The sequence below is a fragment of the Exiguobacterium sp. s89 genome (assembly GCF_018617735.1).
GTDB classification, from domain to species: Bacteria; Bacillota; Bacilli; order Exiguobacteriales; family Exiguobacteriaceae; genus Exiguobacterium; species Exiguobacterium marinum.
Map to the genome: position 1 here is coordinate 786,787 of NZ_JACSKS010000001.1, position 20,445 is coordinate 807,231.

The following is a 20,445-nucleotide window of genomic DNA, read 5'->3' on the forward strand; positions in this document are numbered from 1 at the left end:
TGAAATTAGATATTGATATTACCTGATCACGTGAAGCGGTGAACGTTGTACATTTTCTTCTGACTTCACTCGAATTTCTTCTCGTCTTGTCGCTTCTTGATGACGATTTCGCATCGAGATACTACTGAGCACACCGAGAACCCCCATCATCATAATGAGCGATGTCCCACCATAACTGACAAGCGGTAAGGTCACCCCTGTCCCTGGGAACCAACCGGACATCGCACCGATGTTGATGGCCGTTTGAACAATGATTTGTGATGCAATACCAAACGAGACGAACATCGCAAAATGATTATCCGCATGATTGGCGATATGAATCGCGCGAAACGCGATAAAGAAGAGTAATACCAAAACCGTCAACACACCGAAGAACCCTAACTCCTCAGCAATGATCGACATGATGTAGTCAGTCTCAGGTTCTGGCAAATACCCATACTTTTGAAAACTGTTCCCGAGCCCGACACCGGTCAATCCTCCATGCACAATCGAAATGATCGACATGAGCAATTGGTGACCATATCCTTCCGGGTCCATAAATGGGTTGAACACGACTTCAATTCGGCTTCGTTGATTCTCCGAGAAGATGGTCGTAAACAATAAGAAAACAACTCCAATCCCCGCTAAAATACCAGGAATCAAAACCCGAAGTGGTGCCCCGACACCGAACCACATAAGTAGCATGATGGAACCGAGAACAAACAATCCACCCATATCCGGTTGACCGTTGATCGCGATGGCATAGAGCGAGAAGTAAAAGAGGACCGGTACTAAAAAGAAGGCACCGATTTGTGCGCGCCACCCTTTTTTCACAATGGCGGCTCGGGCTAGTCGACCCGGTAACCCTTTCAACTCGTTATTCCATAATTCATGGTAGTAATTCGCAAGTAAAATGATGAGAACGAATTTTGCGATCTCGACCGGTTGAATCGTGAACCCTCCGATGATGAGCCAAGCCCGCGCCCCATTTAACGGCGGCATCGCCCATGTGACAAACAGCAGAATGACCGACACCGTATAGAGAGTGAGGCGAAGACCTTTATTACGAAACATCTCATAACGGAATAACGTCGCAAACAAGTAGACAAAAATCCCGATCCCGACGTAGATGAGTTGGCGATAAAATAAGCTACTATTTGCGTAATCCCCACGATTCCATACGCTCGCGCTATAAATCATGATGGAGCTGATCCCTACGAGCAAGAGCACTGACAAAAACAACGCAAAATCAAAATACCGAAACCGTGTTTTCATGTATTCACTTCCTTATGTACAACAATCCGACAACCTTTATAAAAAAATACTCAAACAGCGCCACTTGCACAGTTTGAGTATAAGGTTCATAATTCTGAAGCTTCTGCCAAGGCAGACAACTTTTGTTCCAATGAATCGAGCAGTCCTTTACCTTCAATGTCTGAAATGAGTCCAAGACGAACCGCAAAATCAATTTGGCGCGATAGTCCAAACATATGTGTATCAAGCACCTCTTCATAAAGCGGGCACTTCGGCATTTTAAGGTTTTCTAACTGTACTTCAATCAGACAACGGATTTTTTCAGCATCCGCCTCGAGTAATTGAAGCGCTTGCTCCCGTTGGATTGCAGCCAAATTTGTCGCCACTACGACCCCTCCTCCGTACGATGACAGACTGTTTGTCATAACTCAACTGTACATTATCTTTCATCATAATTCAATGTACAGTATAAATGAATGCGACATTCTTCCTTTTTCCATTTTAAAAGAAAGAACGCTATAATGAAACATGTAATGTGCATGAAGGGGGACGTAATCATGATATTTCCACTAGACGGATCGGTTCGCCACAGTTTGACGATTGACCCGACCGTATGGATTTTTGACGAACGGAAACGAAAGATTGAAGATTTGGACGCGGTGACAGTGAATGACCGTGATGCCTACTATGCGAAAATGGGGAAAGCATGGGATGATGGATTATCACAAGGAACCCGAATCGACCACAATAAACCGATGTCACGACAAGACAAGGACGAAGCACTTCGCGATTCGTTCGCCATGCCGCTCGCCCCATTTTTGAACAATGCTGAACCTGTCGACTTGGCGACACATATACGATTTTATGGCGACACGATTTTGACGATTCCACTCAACGAGGCGCCACGTGTGTATTTACAATTTTCAAAGGACGGAAAAGTACTCGCTGATGGTCCGGTCTATGTGTTGTATGAGGATCAAGTCATTCGTCAAGTCAACCACATCACCGTACTGAGCAATCAATGAGGAGGAAATTTCCTTCTCATTTTTTTGGACTTTTTAGTTCATAAAGTGTAACATATAGTGTATTGATTATAATGAATCTATGAAAGGTTGTGACGCTTACGATTCCTTTATGGAAACGAAATTTAATGGTAGTTTGGATCGGTAGCTTCTTGACTGCCGCTTCGATGAGTCTTGTTCTACCATTTCTTCCACTATTCATTGAACAGCTCGGTGTGAAGGACCCAGATCATGTCGTCACCTGGTCTGCTGTTGCGTTTGGTGCGACATTCCTCGTTGCCGCAATCGTCTCCCCGATGTGGGGCCGATTAGCTGACCGAAAAGGGAGAAAACTGATGCTGATCCGGGCCAGTCTCGGTATGGCCGTCGTCATGTTTCTCATCAGCTTCGTCCAAGATGTCTATCAACTTGTCGGGTTGCGCTTACTCATGGGTGCCGTCTCTGGATTTATCTCGGCCGGTATCACCTTGGTCGCTTCCCAAACCCCTAAAGAGAAAAGTGGCTGGGCGCTTGGTACCCTGTCAACCGGTGGCATCACCGGAGGTCTTTTAGGCCCGCTTATCGGCGGGTTGCTCGCAGACTGGATTGGGCTTCGATCCGTTTTTCTCTTTACCGGAAGTGCACTCTTCCTGACATTTCTCATCACGCTCTGGTTCGTCAAAGAAGATTTCGTTCCCGTGAAGCGTGATGAGCTCGCTTCGATGAAGTCCATTTTCGCCTCACTGCGACATCCTCAGTTGATTGTCGGACTGTTTGTGACAACGTTCCTTATTCAGTTCTCGACACAATCCATCGGACCGCTCTTGACATTATATGTACGTGAATTGAACCCGCATACGACCGCCCTCGCTTTCATGGCAGGTATCGTCGCATCCGCCCCAGGACTCGCCGCTCTCTTTTCAGCTCAGCGCCTCGGACGCTTATCGGACAGATACGGGGCAGAACGTATCTTGTTTTGGGCACTGCTTCTCTATAGCGTTTTCTTAATTCCGCAAGCATTCGTCACATCGACGACCCAACTCATTTTACTGCGTTTTGGAATTGGATTCGCGACAGCCGCCTTGATGCCATCGGTTCAGTCACTCTTACGCCAACACACTCCCGTATCGGCGACGGGTCGAATCTTTTCGTATAACCAGTCCGCTCAATTTATGGGGAATTTACTCGGGCCGCTATTCGGTTCTCAAATCGTAGCCTATTTCGGTTTTTCGGCCTTGTTCATCATCACGGGACTAATCATGATCTCGAACGCTTTCTTAGAACGGACGAACGTCCAGTCGCTACAACTCGATACAAAATAACGCCGGGCAAGGTGCTCGGCGTTATTTGTCGTGCATCCGTCATAGTAAATCTGCAGCCAATCTTGCGAGCGACGAACGCTCCCCTTTCACCAGCCGGACATGTCCGAAGACATTTTGTCCTTTGAACCGTTCCACCGCATACGTCAATCCGTTCGAATATTCATCCAAGTACGGATGGTCGATTTGGTATGGGTCACCGACGAGTACGATTTTTGAGTTCTCCCCGACTCGGGTGAGAATTGTTTTGATTTCGTGCTTCGTTAAGTTCTGCGCCTCATCGATGATGATGAACTGGTCAGGCATGCTTCTACCTCGAATATAGGTGAGCGCTTCGAGCTGAATCGATTTCATACCGGCTAATATATTCCCGAGCTCGTCTTTTGAATTCGCATTAAATAAAAATTCCAGGTTATCATAAATCGGTTGCATCCATGGGCGAAGCTTTTCTTCCATTTCCCCTGGCAAGTAGCCGATATCATTCCCCATCGGCACGACCGGGCGAGCGACGACCAGCTTATTGTAACGCTGTTCATCTTCAACAAGCGAGAGCCCTGCTGCTAGAGCAAGGAGCGTCTTACCGGTACCAGCTTTCCCAAGTAAAGTGACGAAAGGAATATCATCTCGAAGCAACAGGTCGAGTGCCATTCGTTGTTGGACGTTTCGCGGGTGAATTCCCCAAATGTGGTCAGCGTCGAGCGCCAATGGCCTTATGATTGGTTGGAGAGCATCGACTACCGCAAGTACACTCGCCTTTGAGACATTACTTTTCAAGACGACAAACGAGTTCGGATAAAGGACTTGTTGGGTAAAGGCGGATGTTGGTAGTTGACGAACCTTATAAAATTCATCGACGAGTGACTGGTCGACCTCAATTTCGCGGTATCCAGCGTACAAGTCAGTTGTATCCACGATATGGTCTGTCAAATAATCTTCTGCATCGATTCCAATCGCATCTGCTTTCACTCGGACTAATATATCTTTTGAGACGATGACGACTTTTCGATTTTCATCATCCTCATATTGTTTCATTAGTTTCAACGCGACGACTAAAATCCGATTATCGTTCGTCATCACGTCAAAAGGAATATCGACCTGATGCTCGTGACCAATCTCGACAAAGAGACGGCCCCCGTTTTCAAGTGGCACGCCATCATGAAGTTTACCTGTTGCCCGAAGTTGGTCCAAGACACGCGACGTTTCACGAGCATTACGTCCAACTTCATCCATGTTTCGTTTTTTACCATCAAGCTCTTCTAAGACGATGGCCGGAATGACCACATCATGTTCTTCGAATTGAAATAAGGATAGCGGATCATGTAGAAGTACGTTCGTATCTAAGACATACGTTTTTTTCATAGACTTTGCCGCCCCTCGAATATAGGATGGTGGTCAAGAATGAAGGCTTTCTCCCACTTCACGGTCTAGCTTCTCCGCCGCACGGATATCATACGTTTTTGTGATTTCAGGCTGAGCGTAGGATGCACCATAAAACGAGATGTTCCTCACTTCTTCAACATGCCCTTCGAAAAAACGAAGGTGAAGGCTCGGTTTGATCGATGGCTCAAATTCTTGGATGGATGAAAGCAAGACGTGATAAGATTGACCATCTTCGATAAAGATGAGACCTGCCGTCTTTTCAGTCGTCAAGATGGTGACGATGTGTGAGTTTTTGGTCAAAGCAAGTCGAATCGTGACAGCATCGATTGCTTGCACCCAACTGATGGCATGGCTTATTGGCCAACGCTTCGCCTCATCAAAACCGACGAGAAATGTTAACGGCATGTCATTTAACAGACGCTCTTGCGCGGATGTCAATTCAAACGTTGCCTTACTCGCCATTCAACTCCCCTCCTTTTAATCGGGTATGGTTGTACCATTCTCCCTTACCGGTTTAATTCCCTGCTTTCAACGGATGAAATCATGCTATACTCATCCTATAGAGGAAGGTGAGAAGATGCGTGTAAAATGTTCTCTTTGCGATAAAATCGAAACGATCGATTCATGGTCATTTGAAGCAAAACGATTGCGCAATAAACCGGCTAAAACGTATATGTGTCAAGAGTGTCAGGCGCGAATCAGCGAACGAACCACCGAACGCGCTGCATCTGGACAATTTAAGTTATATCCTACATTTCGTCAAAAACGAAATTGGTAATGCAAACGGGCGCCTCCGAAGAGACGCCCGTATTTTTTTATCCTTCAACTGCATCTTGACGACGGTTCCACCAGAGGCGTCCCCGATAGATAGCCAACACAATCGCCATAACGGTAAGGACTTCCGGAATTGGCCAAGTGAAAAAGACGAGTGCCATCGTCCCTGCTCCAAGTGACAGAAGAATATAGACAATGAGTGACTTCCACCACGCCAACTGTTTCGCAAAACCAAGTTTAAAAACGAGAATCGTCAGTAAAATGACAACAACGACAAGTGCATTAAAACCGACGGAAAAGTCGTTCTGGTCGCTACCGACACCTAACATCGAGGCGATCCACGGAACGTCAATCTGTGTGATATCGATTGTTTGAGAAGCTTTCAAGACAATAAGTCCCCCTTTATTTCATACACATCCATTCTACACTATTCCACATAAAAGGGAACGCCGAAGCGTTCCCTTTTACCATTTATTCTTTACCAAGTTTACGACGCTTGTCAGCTTTCTCGCGTTCGTTTTTGTTCAAGACTTTCTTACGGAGACGGATTGACTCTGGCGTGATTTCGCAATATTCGTCATCGTTCAAGAACGTGAGCGACTCTTCGAGCGAGAATACGCGCGGACGTTTCAAGACTTGTGTAGAGTCTTTTGCCGAGGCACGCATGTTTGTCAACTGCTTCCCTTTAACAGCGTTGATGGCAAGGTCGACGTCACGGTTACATTCACCGATAATCATCCCTTCATATACATCCGTACCTGGCTCGATGAAGATCGTTCCACGGTCTTCAAGGGCGCCGATTGAGTAGGCTGTAGACTTACCAGGCTCGATACAAACCATGACACCGCTGCGACGACCGCCGATGTCAGCCTGGATGAACGGACGATACTCTTCGAACGTGTGGTTCAAAATCCCATATCCGCGTGTCGCAGACAAGAACTCGTTACGATAGCCGATGAGACCACGTGAAGGAACGATGAATTCCATACGTGTTTGTCCATTGTCGTTCGTGTTCATGTTTGCGAGTTCCCCTTTACGGAGACCGATTGATTCCATGACAGGTCCTGTATACTCTTCTGGAACATCGATGAGAACGCGTTCGAATGGCTCAACTTTCGTACCGTCTTCGTCTTCACGAATGATGACTTGCGGCTTAGATACTTGGAGTTCGTATCCTTCACGGCGCATGTTTTCAATCAAAATTCCGAGGTGAAGCTCTCCACGACCAGATACAACCCATTGGTCCGGTGAGTCAGTCGCTTCGACACGAAGTGAAACGTCTGTCTCGAGTTGCTTCAAGAGACGCTCTTCGATTTTACGCGCTGTGACAAAGTCCCCTTCACGTCCTGCGAACGGTGAGTTGTTCGTCATGAAGCGCATTTGAAGTGTCGGTTCATCGATACGAAGAAGCGGAAGTGCATCCTCTTTCCCAACCGGCGTGACCGTCTCCCCGACGTTGATGTCTTCCATACCGGCAACTGCAATCAAATCTCCAGCTTTCGCCTCTTCGATTTCAACGCGTTTGAGTCCGAAGTAACCGAACAATTTTGTGACGCGAAGTTGCTTGATTGACCCATCCGTCTTACAAAGTGAGACTTGTTCTCCGACATTAATTTTCCCGCGGAAGACGCGACCAACACCGATTCGACCGAGATAGTTGTCGTAGTCGAGCATTGTGACTTGGAATTGGAGCGGCTCATCCGAGTTATCGATTGGAGCCGGTGTGTTTTCAAGAATCGTGTCGAGCACGTGAGTAATGGTATCTTCTTGTTTTTCTGGATCAGGATCGAACGAACTTGAACCGCTGACAGCCGATGTGTAGACGACAGGGAATTCAAGTTGATCTTCATCTGCACCAAGGTCAATCAAGAGATCAACGACTTCGTCGACAACATCAAGCGGACGAACCATAGGCTTATCAATTTTGTTGACGACAACAATTGGACGAAGTCCTTGGTCGAGCGCTTTTTTCAAGACGAAACGAGTTTGTGGCATACAACCTTCACGCGCGTCGACGACAAGGATTACGCCGTCTACCATACGCATGATTCGTTCAACTTCGCCACCAAAGTCTGCGTGGCCTGGAGTATCGACGATGTTAATTCGTGTGTCTTTATAATCGATGGCCGTGTTTTTCGCGAGAATTGTGATTCCGCGCTCACGCTCGATATCGTTTGAGTCCATCGCACGTTCTGCGACTGCCTCGTTCGTCCGGAATGTACCAGACTGTTTCAATAATTCATCAACTAACGTTGTTTTACCGTGGTCAACGTGAGCGATGATGGCTACGTTACGAAGGTTTGTTCTTACGTTCATGTAGTTATTCCTCTCTTATTTAAAAAATTTCAACTTTTCTTCAACTTTAAGAGTATAGCACACGTCACAGTACCTTTGTCGAGTGGAATCGACTGTGAACGTTTTCATTGCATGTTTTTTATCATACAATAGGGAAGATAACAGAAAATGAGGAGGAGTCTCCATGCAGCTTATGTTTTTATTGATTGCTTTAGCCGTCGTCGCTGGATTTGTCGGTGTCGGCATCGGAGTTGCCGAAGGGAGCACCGCTATCATCTTAGGTAGTCTCGTGTTAAGTGGTGTCGCAACGTTCTTTGGCATCCAGTTACGCCGTCGCATTCTTTCAGACCGTCAATCTTCATGAAAACAAAGGTGTAGCTTTGACTCAGGTCAAAGCTACACCTTCTTCATCAAAAGTTAAATCGGACGCGTCAAACAGACACGATCTCGAAGGAGTAATCCATCTTCTTCAATCACTTCGTATCCGTGGTTGATAAAGTAATCCCGTTCAACCGAGTCGAATCGGAAACCGGCTTGTTGATAAAAGCGAAGTTGCATGATGCTAGAGTTTCCCGTACAGACGAGGAGTTCTTTTCCGCCGAACGATGATGCCCGCTTCACTGCATCCTGTAGCATTCGCTGTCCGATTGTTTGGTTTTGGCGTTCCGGCTTCACTGCGATATTCACGAGTTCGACCCGTCCCACCTCGTGTGACACTAACATGTATGCACCCACGATTTCACCACCGAGTAACGCTTTGAACGTACGCCCTTCCTGAAATTGTTTTAGGACCATCGCTTCATTCGGATTCGCTAACACGAGAAGATCCCGGACTTCTTCATAAGACTCATGCTCCACGATGTGAAGATCTGGCTTCGCTTCGGCTGTCACCCCTTTTGCGATGACATAATGTTTGATGACATCGTTCACGAATGATTCGCTGCCTGCCAATACGGACGTTTTGCTATCATACTGAATCGGTTCACCGTATACAGAAACGACACGCCCTCCTACTTCTTCTACGAGCAGCTTCCCAGCAGCATAGTCCCACGGCATATTACGCATCGTGATGTACCCGTCAACACGCCCGGCAGCTAGCCAGGCAAGTTCAAGTGACGCGGCCCCGTGCGCCCGTGTCCCAATCGAGTCCCGTACAATCGGAGCGAGGATTTCCGGGGCGATTTGATGGTTCGGCGTAACCCACGTGGCATTCATACTTAAAAAAGCATCTCGTACTTGATGTTCATGAAGAGTCGTCAACATCCTACCGTTTAACGTCGCACCAAAACCTTTTCGAGCCATAAACATCTCATCTGCCATCACATCATACACGAATCCATACTCCACGGCTCCATCAATCATTATAGCAACCGAAATCGCAAACATTCGTTTCTGATGAATGAAATTTAACGTCCCATCAATCGGGTCAACGAACCATACCGTCCCTGTTAACGTGTCCGGTGAGTCTGTCGTCCCTTCTTCCCCCATGATTTGATGGTGTGGAAATGCTTCTTGAATACGACGAACAATCAGCTGTTCCACCGCCCGGTCAATTTCAGTGACCAAATCCCCCTTTCCGGTCTTTCGTTCCACTTCATAACTTTGATCTATCTCACGACGAATTAACTCCCCCGCCTGTTTGATTAAATCGACTGCAAACCATTCTATCATCTGTGATCACCTCAACTGTATTGTACCAAACAAAAACCAGTATCCGCTCGGAATACTGGTTGAATGTGTGTAATGGTTAGGCTTCGAGACGCAATAATTCTTGGCGGTACTTCTCTAACCGATGCTTGCTAGCCTGAACTGTGGCATCATCTTGTGACGCCATCGCATCGAAGAGGGTTGCCAATTCATAATCAATCTCTAAGCGCAGCACCGGAATCCGTTTTTCTGCGTCTTTTCTTTTGAATGCCTCAATCACTTGTTTCATAAGATGCCACACTCCTTTTGTTGGGCTACAAGTTACGGTTTAATGAGTTGAATTGAGTATATCAGATAAAATCTGAAAAAGAAAGAGAATTGTCTGACTATTTTGAATTTTTTATCTTACTGGATATATTCCCAATTTTGAGCCCATTAAACCTGAATCAGTGTTAAAGAACTGTACCCGATTTAAAAGAGAAATAACAAAAAAGTATGCCTCAAATTGCACAGGCATACTTAGACTTACAGTTTGATTCTTTTATTCGAGGACTTCATTGCCGCTTGTACGGTACGATAAGTGGAATATCCCGTCTGTTCGTCGTGAACCGCGTTCAGTTGTTTCTCCTCTGACTTAGATGTTACGATTTGTTTGAAGGTCCGATATGCGTCGAGGAAAACTTCCCGCTCGACCCCACCTTCATTCGCCTGTGCGACGACATTATAAAACTCGACGACATCAATCAATTCGTCTGTCGTCCAATCCGGATTGATTGGATAATTGATTTGCATATTGTTCACCTCGACACTCATTGTAACAACAAAAAAAACTATTGCAAGTTGAGCTAGAAATCTCTATAGTTTTTTTGTTGCTTCTTTTTTAAATCAGCATATAACGTAACGATATCTTTCATCATATAAATAAACTGTTTCCAAGGGGGATTTACGATTGAAATTAAAAGGTGCTACTCAGCTCGAAACGCCACTATTTGACACGTTGCTTGAACATGTCGACTCGAACCCGATAGCGTTCCACATTCCCGGTCATAAAAGCGGGAAAGGTATGGATCCTGAGTTTCGTGACTTTATTGGCGAAAACGCCTTAAAAATTGATTTGATTAACATCGCCCCTCTAGATGACCTCCATCATCCAAAGGCGGCAATCGCTGAAGCGGAGCGCTTAGCGGCAGAGGCGTTCCGTGCTGATGAGACCTTTTTCTCCGTACAAGGAACTTCGAGCGCAATCATGGCGATGATCATGGGCGTCGTTGGACCGAATGAAAAGATTATTGTGCCGCGAAACGTGCACAAATCGGTCATGTCTGCTCTTGTCTTAACTGGTGCTCATCCGGTCTTCATCCATCCAGAATTCGATGAGACGTACGGTATTGCGCATGGCATCACAGCTAGCGCGGTAGAACGTGCTCTCGAACTTCACCCTGATACAAAAGCTGTGCTCGTCATCAACCCGACTTATTTCGGTGTCGCCGGTGACTTAGAACGCATCGTTTCCGTCGCCCATGCGCAAGATGTTCCTGTTCTCGTCGATGAGGCACATGGGGTTCATCTCCCGTTCCACGATGAACTTCCTCTTTCAGCTATGCAAGCTGGAGCTGATGTGGCCGCTACGAGCGTACACAAACTTGGGGGCTCGATGACTGGAAGCTCCATTTTGAACGTACGTCGCGGTCTCGTTTCACCGGAACGGATCCATGCGATGCTTTCAATGATTACAACGACCTCAACGTCTTACTTGCTCCTTGCTTCTCTTGATGCTGCACGTCGACAACTCGCGACAAAAGGGCATGAGATGAACGAACGGGCATTAGATCTCGCTAGAACGTCCCGTACGGCCATCAGTCATATGCCCAACTTGTCTGTATACGGGCATGCCGAGCTTCATTCTGAATCGACTTACGCACTCGACGAGACAAAAGTGCTCGTATCGGTACGTGAACTCGGTGTGACAGGCTTTGAAGTGGAAAAATATCTTCGTGAAAAACATCGGATCGAAGTGGAGATGTCGGATTTACTGAATGTTCTCTTCATTGTCACATCAGCAGATGATGAGTCGACAATCCAGGCATTGATCGATGCGATGCACGATGTCGTCTCCGTTTATCAGAAGTCTGGGAATGACTCGTTATCAATCATGCTTCCTGAGATTCCACCACTTGCGCTTAGCCCACGTGATGCGTTTTATGAAGAAACGGAAACAATTCCACTCGAGAACGCTGTCGGACGCATTTCAGCGGAATTCATCATGGTGTACCCTCCAGGGATTCCGATTATCATCCCAGGTGAATTGATCACAACGTCGACGCTCGACTATATCATGGCCAACATCGAAGCAGGACTACCGGTTCAAGGTCTCGAAGACGAGTCGCTCCAAATGATTAAAGTCATCCAACAAACAAAAGCGATTCGTTAAACAAAAAAATGAGCCGGTCATTACGACCGGCTCATTTTTTATGTCATCTCAGAAAAGGTGGCTGTAGATGATCGAATTGCTTCCCCTGTTACCTATTATAAGAAAACGCTTACATTTTTTCAAGTATCAATTTCCTCTGATTCTTTTATTTTTTCAGCTAAACAAACCCGTAAAAATTCAGCGACGTGCGCCGTATCATTCAAGTTGATACCTAGCATCGGATATAATTGGCGCGGCTCTTCTAGCGCATGTTGATCGAGAAGGGCCGATTGTCCGGTTTGCATACATACGACCAACACTTTTCCCATAAACTGATGGGTGTACACAAACCCAAAATCATAACGTGCAGCTTCTGTTTCGATTCCAGTGAATCTTACGCGACTCGTCTCGGATACGGTATATAATAACTCCTCATCGAATGCCATCAGGATTCCCTCCCTTCTCTCTTCACAAGTATTTTCCTTTATACTATGAGTATGAAACCTAAACAAAGGAGCGTTCGACATGAAAATTGCATATGCCTCACAATCAGATCAAACCGCACTCGTTCAATTGATGCATCAGTTATGGCCTGACGCACCGATTGACGAACTCCAGATGGAGGTCAAGCTCGGTCTCACTTCAAAGAAGATGCATTATTTCATCGCATCCTCCGACACGGGAGGATCCATCGGTTTCTGTCAACTCAGTTTCCGGTATGATTATGTGCCCGGTTCGTCTGCATCCCCGACTGCCTACGTGGAAGGTGTCTATGTCATCGAATCAGCACGACATCAAAGTGTTGCATCGCATTTGATTGAGGCTGCCTCTACCTTTGCCACACGTAACGGGTGTATCGAACTGGCTTCGGATACCGAACTTGAAAATAAAGACAGCCAACAGTTTCACAAAAAAATTGGATTCAAGGAAGTCGAACGCATCGTCACCTATATAAAAAACCTCTCTCACGAATCGTGAGAGAGGTTCATTGCCGTTATTATTTTACAACGTGGATTGGCATCCCCATTGCGATTTCAGCAGCTTCCATTGCCATCTCACCGAGTGATGGGTGAGCGTGGATTGTAAGCGCGATATCTTCAGCAGTCATACCAGCTTCAATTGCAAGACCAAGCTCAGCAATCATATCTGATGCGCCAGTACCCGCAATTTGAGCACCGATCAAGAGACCGTCCTCTTTGCGTGTGATAAGCTTCATGAAGCCGTCTGGCTCGTCAAGTGCGAGTGCACGACCGTTCGCTGCGAATGGGAATTTCGAAACTGTGATTTCGAGTCCTTCTTCTTTTGCGAGTGGTTCTGTGTAACCGACAGTTGCGAGTTCAGGATCAGTGAAGACGACTGCAGGGATTGCAGAGTAGTCGAGGTAAGCTGGCTTACCTGCAGCTGCTTCTGCTGCAATCTTCGCTTCGTAAGAAGCTTTGTGTGCAAGTGGTGGTCCAGGAACGATATCACCGATTGCGTAGATGTTTTCGTTCGATGTTTTACACTGGTCATCGATTTCAATGATGCCACGGTCGCTAATTTTCACTTCCGCGTTTTCAAGACCGATGTCGCCTGTGTTTGGACGACGACCAACTGTGACGAGGACATAGTCCGCTTCAACAGATTGCTCTTCACCGTTTACTTCAAACTTAACGGTTACGCCGTCTTCCGTTTCTTCAACACCTTTAGCAAGTGCATTCGTGTGGATTGTGACGTTTCCTTTTTGTTTGAGTTTCTTCTTAACGATTTGCGTCATTTGTGGTTCGAAACCAGACAAAATGTCGCTAGCGCCTTCTACAACGACGACTTCTGTATCGAAGTTAGCGTATGCAGTTCCAAGCTCCATACCGATGTATCCACCGCCGATAACGACGAGTTTTTTCGGTACTTCAGGAAGTGCCAATGCACCAGTTGAAGAAAGGACGCGTTTTGACCATTTGAACGATGGGATCTCGATTGGTGTAGAACCAGTCGCGATAATCGCTTTTTTGAATTTGTAAGGAGTCGAGCTATCTTCTGTGATGACACGAACTGTGTCTTCAGAAGCGAAGAACGCTTCACCTTGAAGGATTTCAATCTTGTTTCCTTTAAGGAGACCTTTGACACCGCCAGTCAATTTGTTAACAACTGACTGTTTCCAGTCTTGAACTTTTGTGAAGTCCACTGACACGTTGTCAGACGAGATCCCCATTGAATCGTGTCCTTTAGCGTGTTGGAAGTTGTGTCCAGCTGTGATTAACGCTTTCGACGGGATACATCCTACGTTCAAGCAGACACCACCGAAGTTGCCTTTCTCAACGATCGTTACTTTCATTCCGAGCTGTGCGCCACGGATTGCGGCAACGTATCCACCAGGACCGGCACCGATGACAAGCAAATCAGTTTCTTGTGCGAATTCTCCTACTACCATGTTCTTATCCCTCCATCATTAGAAGTGCTGGGTCTTCGAGCAAGCGTTTCACCATGTTAAGAGCGTTTTGTGCAGTCGCACCGTCGATGAGGCGGTGGTCAAAGCTGAATGAAAGTGCAAGGACTGGCGCGGCAACGATTTCACCGTTCTTCACGACAGCTTTCTCAGCGATCCGGCCGATACCGAGAATCGCAACTTCTGGGTGGTTGATGACAGGCGTGAACCATTGTCCACCGGCTGAACCGATGTTTGTGATTGTGATTGATCCGCCTTTCATGTCGTCCCCAGTGAGCTTGCCTTCACGAGCTTTACCCGCAAGTTCGTTAATGTTTGTAGCAAGTGAATAGATTGATTTACGGTCTGCATCTTTAACGACTGGTACAACGAGTCCGTTGTCTGTGTCAGCTGCGATCCCGATGTTGTAGTAGTTTTTGTAAACGATTTCTTCGTTCACGTCATCGATTGAAGCGTTGATTGTTGGGAATGCTTTCGCTGCAGCAGTCAATGCTTTCACGACGAATGGCAAGTATGTGAGTTTCACACCTTGGTCAGCCGCGACTTGTTTGAAGTCTTTACGGAGTGCGACGAGTTTTGTAACGTCGACTTCGTCCATGAGTGTAACGTGTGGTGCAGTGTGTTTCGAGTTAACCATTGCTTTCGAGATAGCTTTACGGATTCCACGGATTTTCTCACGTGTTTCAAGCTCTGGAGTCGCTGACTCGTAAGGCTTGATTTCCGTTTTTGCAGCTGCTGCCGGTGCTACAGAATCTGTTTTTTCTGTTGTAGCTTCTGCAGACGGTGCTTCACCGTTCGCGAATGCATCGATGTCTTCTTTCATGACACGACCGTTGTCGCCAGAACCGCTCACTTCACGGATATCCACACCTTTTTCACGTGCATATTTACGGACAGATGGCATTGCGATGACACGCTCAGATTTGTGAAGTTGAACGTCGCGTGGCGCGTCTTCTTTCACTTCTTCTTTTACGTCTTCTGTTTTCTCTTCTGCTTTCGGTTGTTCAGGAGTCTCTTCTTCTTCTCCTGCTGGTGCGTCGCCTTCGATGTCAAATGTAACGAGGACGTCACCGACTACGGCAACTGTACCTTCAGAAACTTTAACCTCTTTGACTGTACCGTCGACTGGAGCCGGGATTTCAACGACTGCTTTGTCGTTTTGTACTTCCAAGAGAACATCATCCTCTTTGACCGTATCCCCTGCTTTTACGAACCACTTGACGATTTCACCTTCGTGAATACCTTCACCGATATCTGGTAATTTAAATTCAAATACTGCCACTGGTTTTTCCTCCCATCAATTCATCATGTAAACACGATAAGGGAGACAAATCTCCCTCATCGTTTATTCGACACGATCTTAGAAGTTCACAACTTCTTTAACTTTTGCAACGACATCTTTATGGTCAGGCAACCACATGTCTTCACCTTGTGCGAATGCGAAGACTGTGTCTGGTGCAGTCACTCGAAGAACTGGTGCTTCGAGGTGAAGAATTGCGCGCTCTTGAATTTCAGTTACAACGTTTGCTGCGATTCCTGCTTGACGTTGAGCCTCTTGAACGACGATCGCACGACCTGTTTTCTTAACAGACTCTACGATTGTCTCAATATCAAGCGGGCTCACTGTCATGAGGTCGATGACTTCAACGTTGATGTTTTCTTTTTCAAGCTCTTCCGCTGCTTTAAGTGAAGTGTGAACCATCGCACCGTAAGTGATGATTGAAACGTCTGTCCCTTCACGTTTCACATCTGCTTTACCGAGTTCGATTGTGTAATCACCTTCAGGCACTTCGCCACGGAATGAACGATACAATTTCATGTGCTCGAGGAACACAACCGGGTCGTTGTCGCGGATTGACGCGATCAACAAACCTTTTGCATCGTAAGGAGTTGATGGAATAACGACTTTTAGACCTGGTGACTGAGCCATTAAACCTTCAAGGCTGTCCGCGTGAAGCTCAGGTGTCTTAACGCCACCACCGAATGGTGAACGAATTGTAATCGGTTGGCTGTAAGCGCCACCCGAGCGGTAACGCATACGTGCCATTTGAGCTGCGATTGAGTCGAAAACTTCGAATACAAATCCGAAGAATTGAACTTCCATGATTGGACGGAATCCAGTAAGACCTAGGCCGATTGCAAGACCACCAATCCCTGATTCAGCGAGTGGCGTGTCAAAGACACGGTCTTCGCCGAGCTCGTCTTGGAGACCTTCCGTCGCACGGAATACCCCACCGTTTTTACCAACGTCTTCTCCAAAGAGAAGTACTTTCTCGTCGCGTTTCATTTCAACGCGCATCGCATCAGTAATCGCTTGGATCATTGTCATTTGAGCCATAACTTACTTCGACTCCTTTGCAGTATATTCTTCAAGCTGTTCTTTCAAGTTTGAAGGAAGTTCTTCATACATGTTGTTGATGAAGTCCGAAACTTTTTGTTTTGGTTCTTTGTCAGCTTGGCTGATTGCTTCTTTCACATCTGCCTTCGCTTGCTCGATCACTTCGTTCTCCATATCCTCGTTCCAAAGCTTCTTGTTCTCAAGGAAGAGACGGAAACGAACAAGCGGATCTTTTTCTTGATACTCAGTATCGAGTTCTTTTGTACGGTAACGTGTTGGGTCATCCCCAGCAAGCGTATGTGGTCCGTAACGGTATGTGAGTGACTCGATGAGTGTAGGTGTTCCTTCGAGTGCGTCTACACGAGCTTGTTGTGTCGCTGCAAGCACTGCAAGAATGTCCATTCCGTCTACTTGGATTCCGTTGATTCCAGCTGCAACAGCTTTTTGCGCGATCGTCTTAGCTGCCGTCTGCTTCTCAACTGGCGTCGAAATAGCGAAGCGGTTGTTTTGAACGACAAAGATTGCTGGTGATTTGAATGCACCTGCAAAGTTCAATCCTTCGTAGAAGTCACCTTGTGATGACCCGCCGTCACCGGTGTAAGTAATGGCGACATTTTTGTTGCCGTTGCGTTTGAGACCCATTGCCACACCCGCAGTTTGAACGATTTGTGCACCGATGATGATTTGTGGCATCAATACGTTGACACCTTCAGGGATGCGGTTTCCTGCCACGTGTCCACGTGAGAACAAGAATGCTTGATAGAGCGGAAGTCCGTGGAATACGAGTTGTGGAATATCACGGTATCCTGGAAGAATCCAGTCCTCTTTGTCGAGCGCATATTGCGTCCCGATCATCGTCGCTTCTTGACCTGCCACTGGCGCGTAGAATCCTAGGCGTCCTTGACGGTTAAGTGAGATGGCGCGTTGGTCCCAGATTCGAGTATAGACCATGCGGCGCATGAGCTCCTGAAGTTGCTCGTCCGTTAAGTCAGGCATTGCGTCTTGGTTGACGACCTCACCCTTCTCGTCGAGAATACGGAACGTTTGGAAATTTTCTTCCACGTTTTGAAGTACCTGAACGTTGTTCATTCGTTTCACCTCATCCTTTCAACTATGAGACAATTGTCTTTTTTGTGATCAAACACTATCTCAAATCTTACGTGTATCTGTCCAAAAAAGCAATCTGTATTAACGTGATTCAGGAAAGTTATTCTATCCTGCCGTTTCCTTGTTAGTATAAAACGGGTTGTTACAATAACGCAAAAAATATGCTCACTAAAATAAACCGCTTACATTGAAGGGTTATTACGTCTTTTTTACCGCTGTATTATTTTCATTTCACCTTCTGTACCATCCACATTACTTCCTGTTTAAATATGATATAATCAAACGTATACGTTTGATAGAAAGGAAGTTGTTTATGTTAACGATGAAAGATGTGATTCGCGAGGGAGATGAACGGCTTCGCGCTCGCTCAACTGAAGTACCGATTCCGCCAAAAGAAGAAGATTTGGCATTACTCGACGAGATGGAGACGTTCCTCGTCAATAGTCAAGATCCAGAAATGAGCGAAAAATATGAGCTGCGGGGCGGTGTCGGAATCGCTGCTCCACAACTCGGCGTGAACCGTCGTTTCTTCACGATACTGCTTCAAGAAGAGGAAGAGACATTCAAACTCTCCATCTTCAACCCTAAAATTACGAGCCATTCCGTCGAACAAACATTTTTAAATGGTGGGGAAGGCTGCTTATCGGTAGACCGCGTGGTCAAAGGAAATGTACCTCGTTTTCGTCGAATCACATTAGAAGGGTTCGACCGAGACGGGAAGCCGATTAAGCTTCGCTTACGCGGAATGCGCGCCATCGTCTGTCAGCACGAGCTCGACCATTTGGACGGAATTTTGTTTTATGACCGTATCAATACAGCGAACCCGTTAGAAACTTACGGCGAACCGATTTAACATGTTTAGTTCGAGAAAAAGGGCACTGTTGTTACTATTCCCATTTTTATTTCTTTTAATCGGGGGATGTGTACGTATTAATTATGACGCGACTGTAAACTACGATCAGTCCGTTTCTCTCGAAACGACATACGCCTTTCGGGAACATCCGGTCATGAAGTTGCTCAATCTCAGGCTCGATTGGGATACATGGAAAGAACAGGCTGAGGATAACGGGTATGAAACGGATGATTACTCGAGTACCGACGACTATGAAGGAATGGTTTTGAGGAAGACATTTAAAAATGTGGATGAGTTGCAACAGATTAAAGAAGAGTGGAAAACGGGTCCAGCTGGAATTTTGGTTCCTCCAGACATTCGATTCGACATCGAACAGCGAGAGGGTATCTGGTTCGATTCTTACACCCTTCAGACGAACCTCGACCTTCGACTTGATCAAGTCGACTTACCAGGAGTTGAACTGACAGGGTCTCCTAAAAAGTTAGCTGAGCGGTATATCCGTCAAGCCGATATCCGTTTCAACTTGAACGTGCCGACCGGCGTGTTTGTCGAGGACGGGACCGGTCTTGATCTCCGTTCTATGAAACATGTTGAGTGGCAAGTATATGGAGGACGCCAAAACAATTTGAAGCTCGTCGCCCACGTGCCAAACATCAAAGCGTGGATTGTGACGATCATCGTACTCATTGCGGCGGTAATCTTATCCTATTTTATTTGGCGTAAATATCGTCGAAATGTTGGCAATCCGAGAAAGACCTCGATTCGTTCACGACTGCTAGGACTTTTAATTGTCTCGCTATCGCTATCGCTCATCATTGTCACATTCCAACAAGAGTTAGCGAACGAGCGACAATCTGAGGCGGTTCGTCAAGCTTCACAAACGAATGAATTCATCCCTACTTTTGCAGTGCATGGTCTACTCGGTACAGATCGGACCTTCCTTCGCTTCTCTCAAGCTATGGAACAAAGTGGTCAAGCGACTGATGGCGCACTCTGCACTGTTACTGTAAAAGGAAAAGCCGATTGTGAAATTTATGATTATAGTTCGAATCGCCCTATTGTCCGAATCGAATTCGAAGATGCGGAGGCTTCTTTAAACAACCAGACGAAGTGGTTTAACGCTGCCATCGAAACGTATAAAAAAACAAGAAATCGTTCGTTTGATCGCATGTATATTATCGGTCACAGTATGGGTGGTGTTGCTGCTGCCAACTATATCCTGAATCAAGAGACTTACATCGTGGATAAGTTCGTCACGTTTGATAGTCCGTTCGGCGGCACACGACTTGCGAACTTCGGACTATCTGCAAGTAATTTCGGAATCAATACAGGTAGTCCCGCTATCCGTGACTTATCACCTAACTCGGATGGGTTGCAAGCATTCCAATCAAAACTTGAGACATGGCCACGCTCCGTACAAGTACTCTCATTTTCCGGACGAGGTGGCGAATTTAATCTTATCGAGAAATCCAGTTCTCTGCTACTAGAAGAGTATACGAATAATATTCAAACCGAAACCGTCCCGTATGACCACTTCTCGCTCCATCGAAAGAGCGATGTATTGGAAGAGACGGGGAAATTCTTGTACGAATACACGAATGAATTTAATCCCATTGAGACGAATTAACGTTAAAACAGCTATCCCCTTTTGACTGAGGATAGC

The 20,445-nt window shown here is 46.3% G+C and carries 22 protein-coding genes; 8 read left to right on the top strand and 14 right to left on the bottom strand.

The window, feature by feature from the left end:
• Positions 1-18: 18 nt before the first annotated feature.
• Both KNO96_RS04035 and KNO96_RS04040 read right to left on the bottom strand, forming a co-directional pair.
• Complete coding sequence (locus KNO96_RS04035; RefSeq protein ID WP_214702297.1) at positions 19-1,254, bottom strand: FtsW/RodA/SpoVE family cell cycle protein; 1,236 nt, start codon at positions 1,252-1,254, stop codon at positions 19-21.
• 86 nt (positions 1,255-1,340) lie between these two features.
• The gene (locus KNO96_RS04040; RefSeq protein WP_015881276.1) at positions 1,341-1,619 is read right to left on the bottom strand and encodes an Fpa/YlaN family protein; all 279 of its coding nucleotides are present in this window, start codon (positions 1,617-1,619) and stop codon (positions 1,341-1,343) included.
• A gap of 171 nt (positions 1,620-1,790) precedes the next feature.
• Between KNO96_RS04040 and KNO96_RS04045 the strand changes: the two genes are divergently transcribed.
• Together KNO96_RS04045 and KNO96_RS04050 are read left to right on the top strand one after the other, a co-directional pair.
• Entirely contained in the window at positions 1,791-2,258 is a 468-nt protein-coding gene (locus KNO96_RS04045) for a hypothetical protein (protein ID WP_214702298.1), read from the top strand.
• Between the two features lie 125 nt (positions 2,259-2,383).
• Positions 2,384-3,556 carry a multidrug efflux MFS transporter gene (locus KNO96_RS04050; protein ID WP_251125006.1) on the top strand — a complete coding sequence of 391 codons (1,173 nt, stop codon included), beginning with the start codon at positions 2,384-2,386 and terminating at the stop codon, positions 3,554-3,556.
• Between the two features lie 39 nt (positions 3,557-3,595).
• On the opposite strand, the gene KNO96_RS04055 is transcribed toward KNO96_RS04050, so the two are convergent.
• Both KNO96_RS04055 and KNO96_RS04060 read right to left on the bottom strand, forming a co-directional pair.
• Positions 3,596-4,912, bottom strand: a complete 1,317-nt coding sequence (locus KNO96_RS04055; protein WP_026826356.1) for a PhoH family protein — start codon at positions 4,910-4,912, stop codon at positions 3,596-3,598.
• A 33-nt stretch (positions 4,913-4,945) separates the two neighbouring features.
• On the bottom strand, positions 4,946-5,395 hold the full coding sequence (locus tag KNO96_RS04060; RefSeq protein ID WP_214702299.1) for a PNPOx family protein: 450 nt from the start codon (positions 5,393-5,395) through the stop codon (positions 4,946-4,948).
• A 115-nt stretch (positions 5,396-5,510) separates the two neighbouring features.
• On the opposite strand from KNO96_RS04060, the gene KNO96_RS04065 reads away from it, so the two are divergent.
• Positions 5,511-5,711: a YlaI family protein gene (locus KNO96_RS04065; RefSeq protein WP_026826358.1), complete on the top strand. Its 201-nt coding sequence runs from the start codon at positions 5,511-5,513 to the stop codon at positions 5,709-5,711.
• Positions 5,712-5,748: 37 nt separating this feature from the next.
• On the opposite strand, the gene KNO96_RS04070 is transcribed toward KNO96_RS04065, so the two are convergent.
• On the bottom strand, positions 5,749-6,093 hold the full coding sequence (locus KNO96_RS04070; protein ID WP_051545981.1) for a YlaH-like family protein: 345 nt from the start codon (positions 6,091-6,093) through the stop codon (positions 5,749-5,751).
• 85 nt (positions 6,094-6,178) lie between these two features.
• Positions 6,179-8,023 (bottom strand): translational GTPase TypA, encoded by a 1,845-nt coding sequence (gene typA, locus KNO96_RS04075; protein WP_026826360.1) that lies wholly within the window; start codon positions 8,021-8,023, stop codon positions 6,179-6,181.
• Positions 8,024-8,186: 163 nt separating this feature from the next.
• Here typA and KNO96_RS04080 point away from each other — a divergent pair, with 163 nt between their 5' ends.
• A complete protein-coding gene (locus KNO96_RS04080; protein ID WP_026826361.1) occupies positions 8,187-8,366 on the top strand; it encodes a DUF5325 family protein in 180 nt (59 codons plus the stop codon).
• Between the two features lie 53 nt (positions 8,367-8,419).
• Here KNO96_RS04080 and KNO96_RS04085 read toward each other — a convergent pair whose 3' ends face one another.
• The 3 genes from KNO96_RS04085 to KNO96_RS04095 form a co-directional block, all read right to left on the bottom strand.
• The gene (locus KNO96_RS04085) at positions 8,420-9,673 is read right to left on the bottom strand and encodes an inositol monophosphatase family protein (RefSeq protein ID WP_214702300.1); all 1,254 of its coding nucleotides are present in this window, start codon (positions 9,671-9,673) and stop codon (positions 8,420-8,422) included.
• Positions 9,674-9,749: 76 nt separating this feature from the next.
• The gene (locus KNO96_RS04090) at positions 9,750-9,938 is read right to left on the bottom strand and encodes a hypothetical protein (RefSeq protein WP_015881266.1); all 189 of its coding nucleotides are present in this window, start codon (positions 9,936-9,938) and stop codon (positions 9,750-9,752) included.
• 236 nt (positions 9,939-10,174) lie between these two features.
• Entirely contained in the window at positions 10,175-10,441 is a 267-nt protein-coding gene (locus tag KNO96_RS04095; RefSeq protein WP_026826363.1) for a UPF0223 family protein, read from the bottom strand.
• Positions 10,442-10,598: 157 nt separating this feature from the next.
• Between KNO96_RS04095 and KNO96_RS04100 the strand changes: the two genes are divergently transcribed.
• Positions 10,599-12,080, top strand: coding sequence for an aminotransferase class I/II-fold pyridoxal phosphate-dependent enzyme (locus tag KNO96_RS04100; RefSeq protein WP_214702301.1), 1,482 nt, complete (start codon positions 10,599-10,601; stop codon positions 12,078-12,080).
• A 119-nt stretch (positions 12,081-12,199) separates the two neighbouring features.
• Here the strand turns inward: KNO96_RS04100 and KNO96_RS04105 are convergent, their stop codons facing one another.
• Positions 12,200-12,505 (bottom strand): DUF3055 domain-containing protein, encoded by a 306-nt coding sequence (locus KNO96_RS04105; protein WP_034771146.1) that lies wholly within the window; start codon positions 12,503-12,505, stop codon positions 12,200-12,202.
• Between the two features lie 79 nt (positions 12,506-12,584).
• On the opposite strand from KNO96_RS04105, the gene aac(6') reads away from it, so the two are divergent.
• The gene (gene aac(6') / locus KNO96_RS04110; protein WP_214702302.1) at positions 12,585-13,037 is read left to right on the top strand and encodes an aminoglycoside 6'-N-acetyltransferase; all 453 of its coding nucleotides are present in this window, start codon (positions 12,585-12,587) and stop codon (positions 13,035-13,037) included.
• 19 nt (positions 13,038-13,056) lie between these two features.
• Here the strand turns inward: aac(6') and lpdA are convergent, their stop codons facing one another.
• The 4 genes from lpdA to pdhA form a co-directional block, all read right to left on the bottom strand.
• A complete protein-coding gene (gene lpdA, locus KNO96_RS04115; RefSeq protein ID WP_026826367.1) occupies positions 13,057-14,469 on the bottom strand; it encodes a dihydrolipoyl dehydrogenase in 1,413 nt (470 codons plus the stop codon).
• A gap of 4 nt (positions 14,470-14,473) precedes the next feature.
• Positions 14,474-15,766 (bottom strand): dihydrolipoamide acetyltransferase family protein, encoded by a 1,293-nt coding sequence (locus KNO96_RS04120; RefSeq protein WP_214702303.1) that lies wholly within the window; start codon positions 15,764-15,766, stop codon positions 14,474-14,476.
• 78 nt (positions 15,767-15,844) lie between these two features.
• Positions 15,845-16,822, bottom strand: coding sequence for an alpha-ketoacid dehydrogenase subunit beta (locus tag KNO96_RS04125; protein WP_026826369.1), 978 nt, complete (start codon positions 16,820-16,822; stop codon positions 15,845-15,847).
• 3 nt (positions 16,823-16,825) lie between these two features.
• The gene (pdhA, locus tag KNO96_RS04130) at positions 16,826-17,911 is read right to left on the bottom strand and encodes a pyruvate dehydrogenase (acetyl-transferring) E1 component subunit alpha (protein ID WP_026826370.1); all 1,086 of its coding nucleotides are present in this window, start codon (positions 17,909-17,911) and stop codon (positions 16,826-16,828) included.
• Positions 17,912-18,242: 331 nt separating this feature from the next.
• On the opposite strand from pdhA, the gene def reads away from it, so the two are divergent.
• Positions 18,243-18,782: a peptide deformylase gene (def, locus tag KNO96_RS04135; protein WP_026826371.1), complete on the top strand. Its 540-nt coding sequence runs from the start codon at positions 18,243-18,245 to the stop codon at positions 18,780-18,782.
• 1 nt (position 18,783) lies between these two features.
• A complete protein-coding gene (locus tag KNO96_RS04140; protein WP_214702304.1) occupies positions 18,784-20,409 on the top strand; it encodes an alpha/beta hydrolase in 1,626 nt (541 codons plus the stop codon).
• The last annotated feature ends 36 nt before the right edge of the window (positions 20,410-20,445 follow it).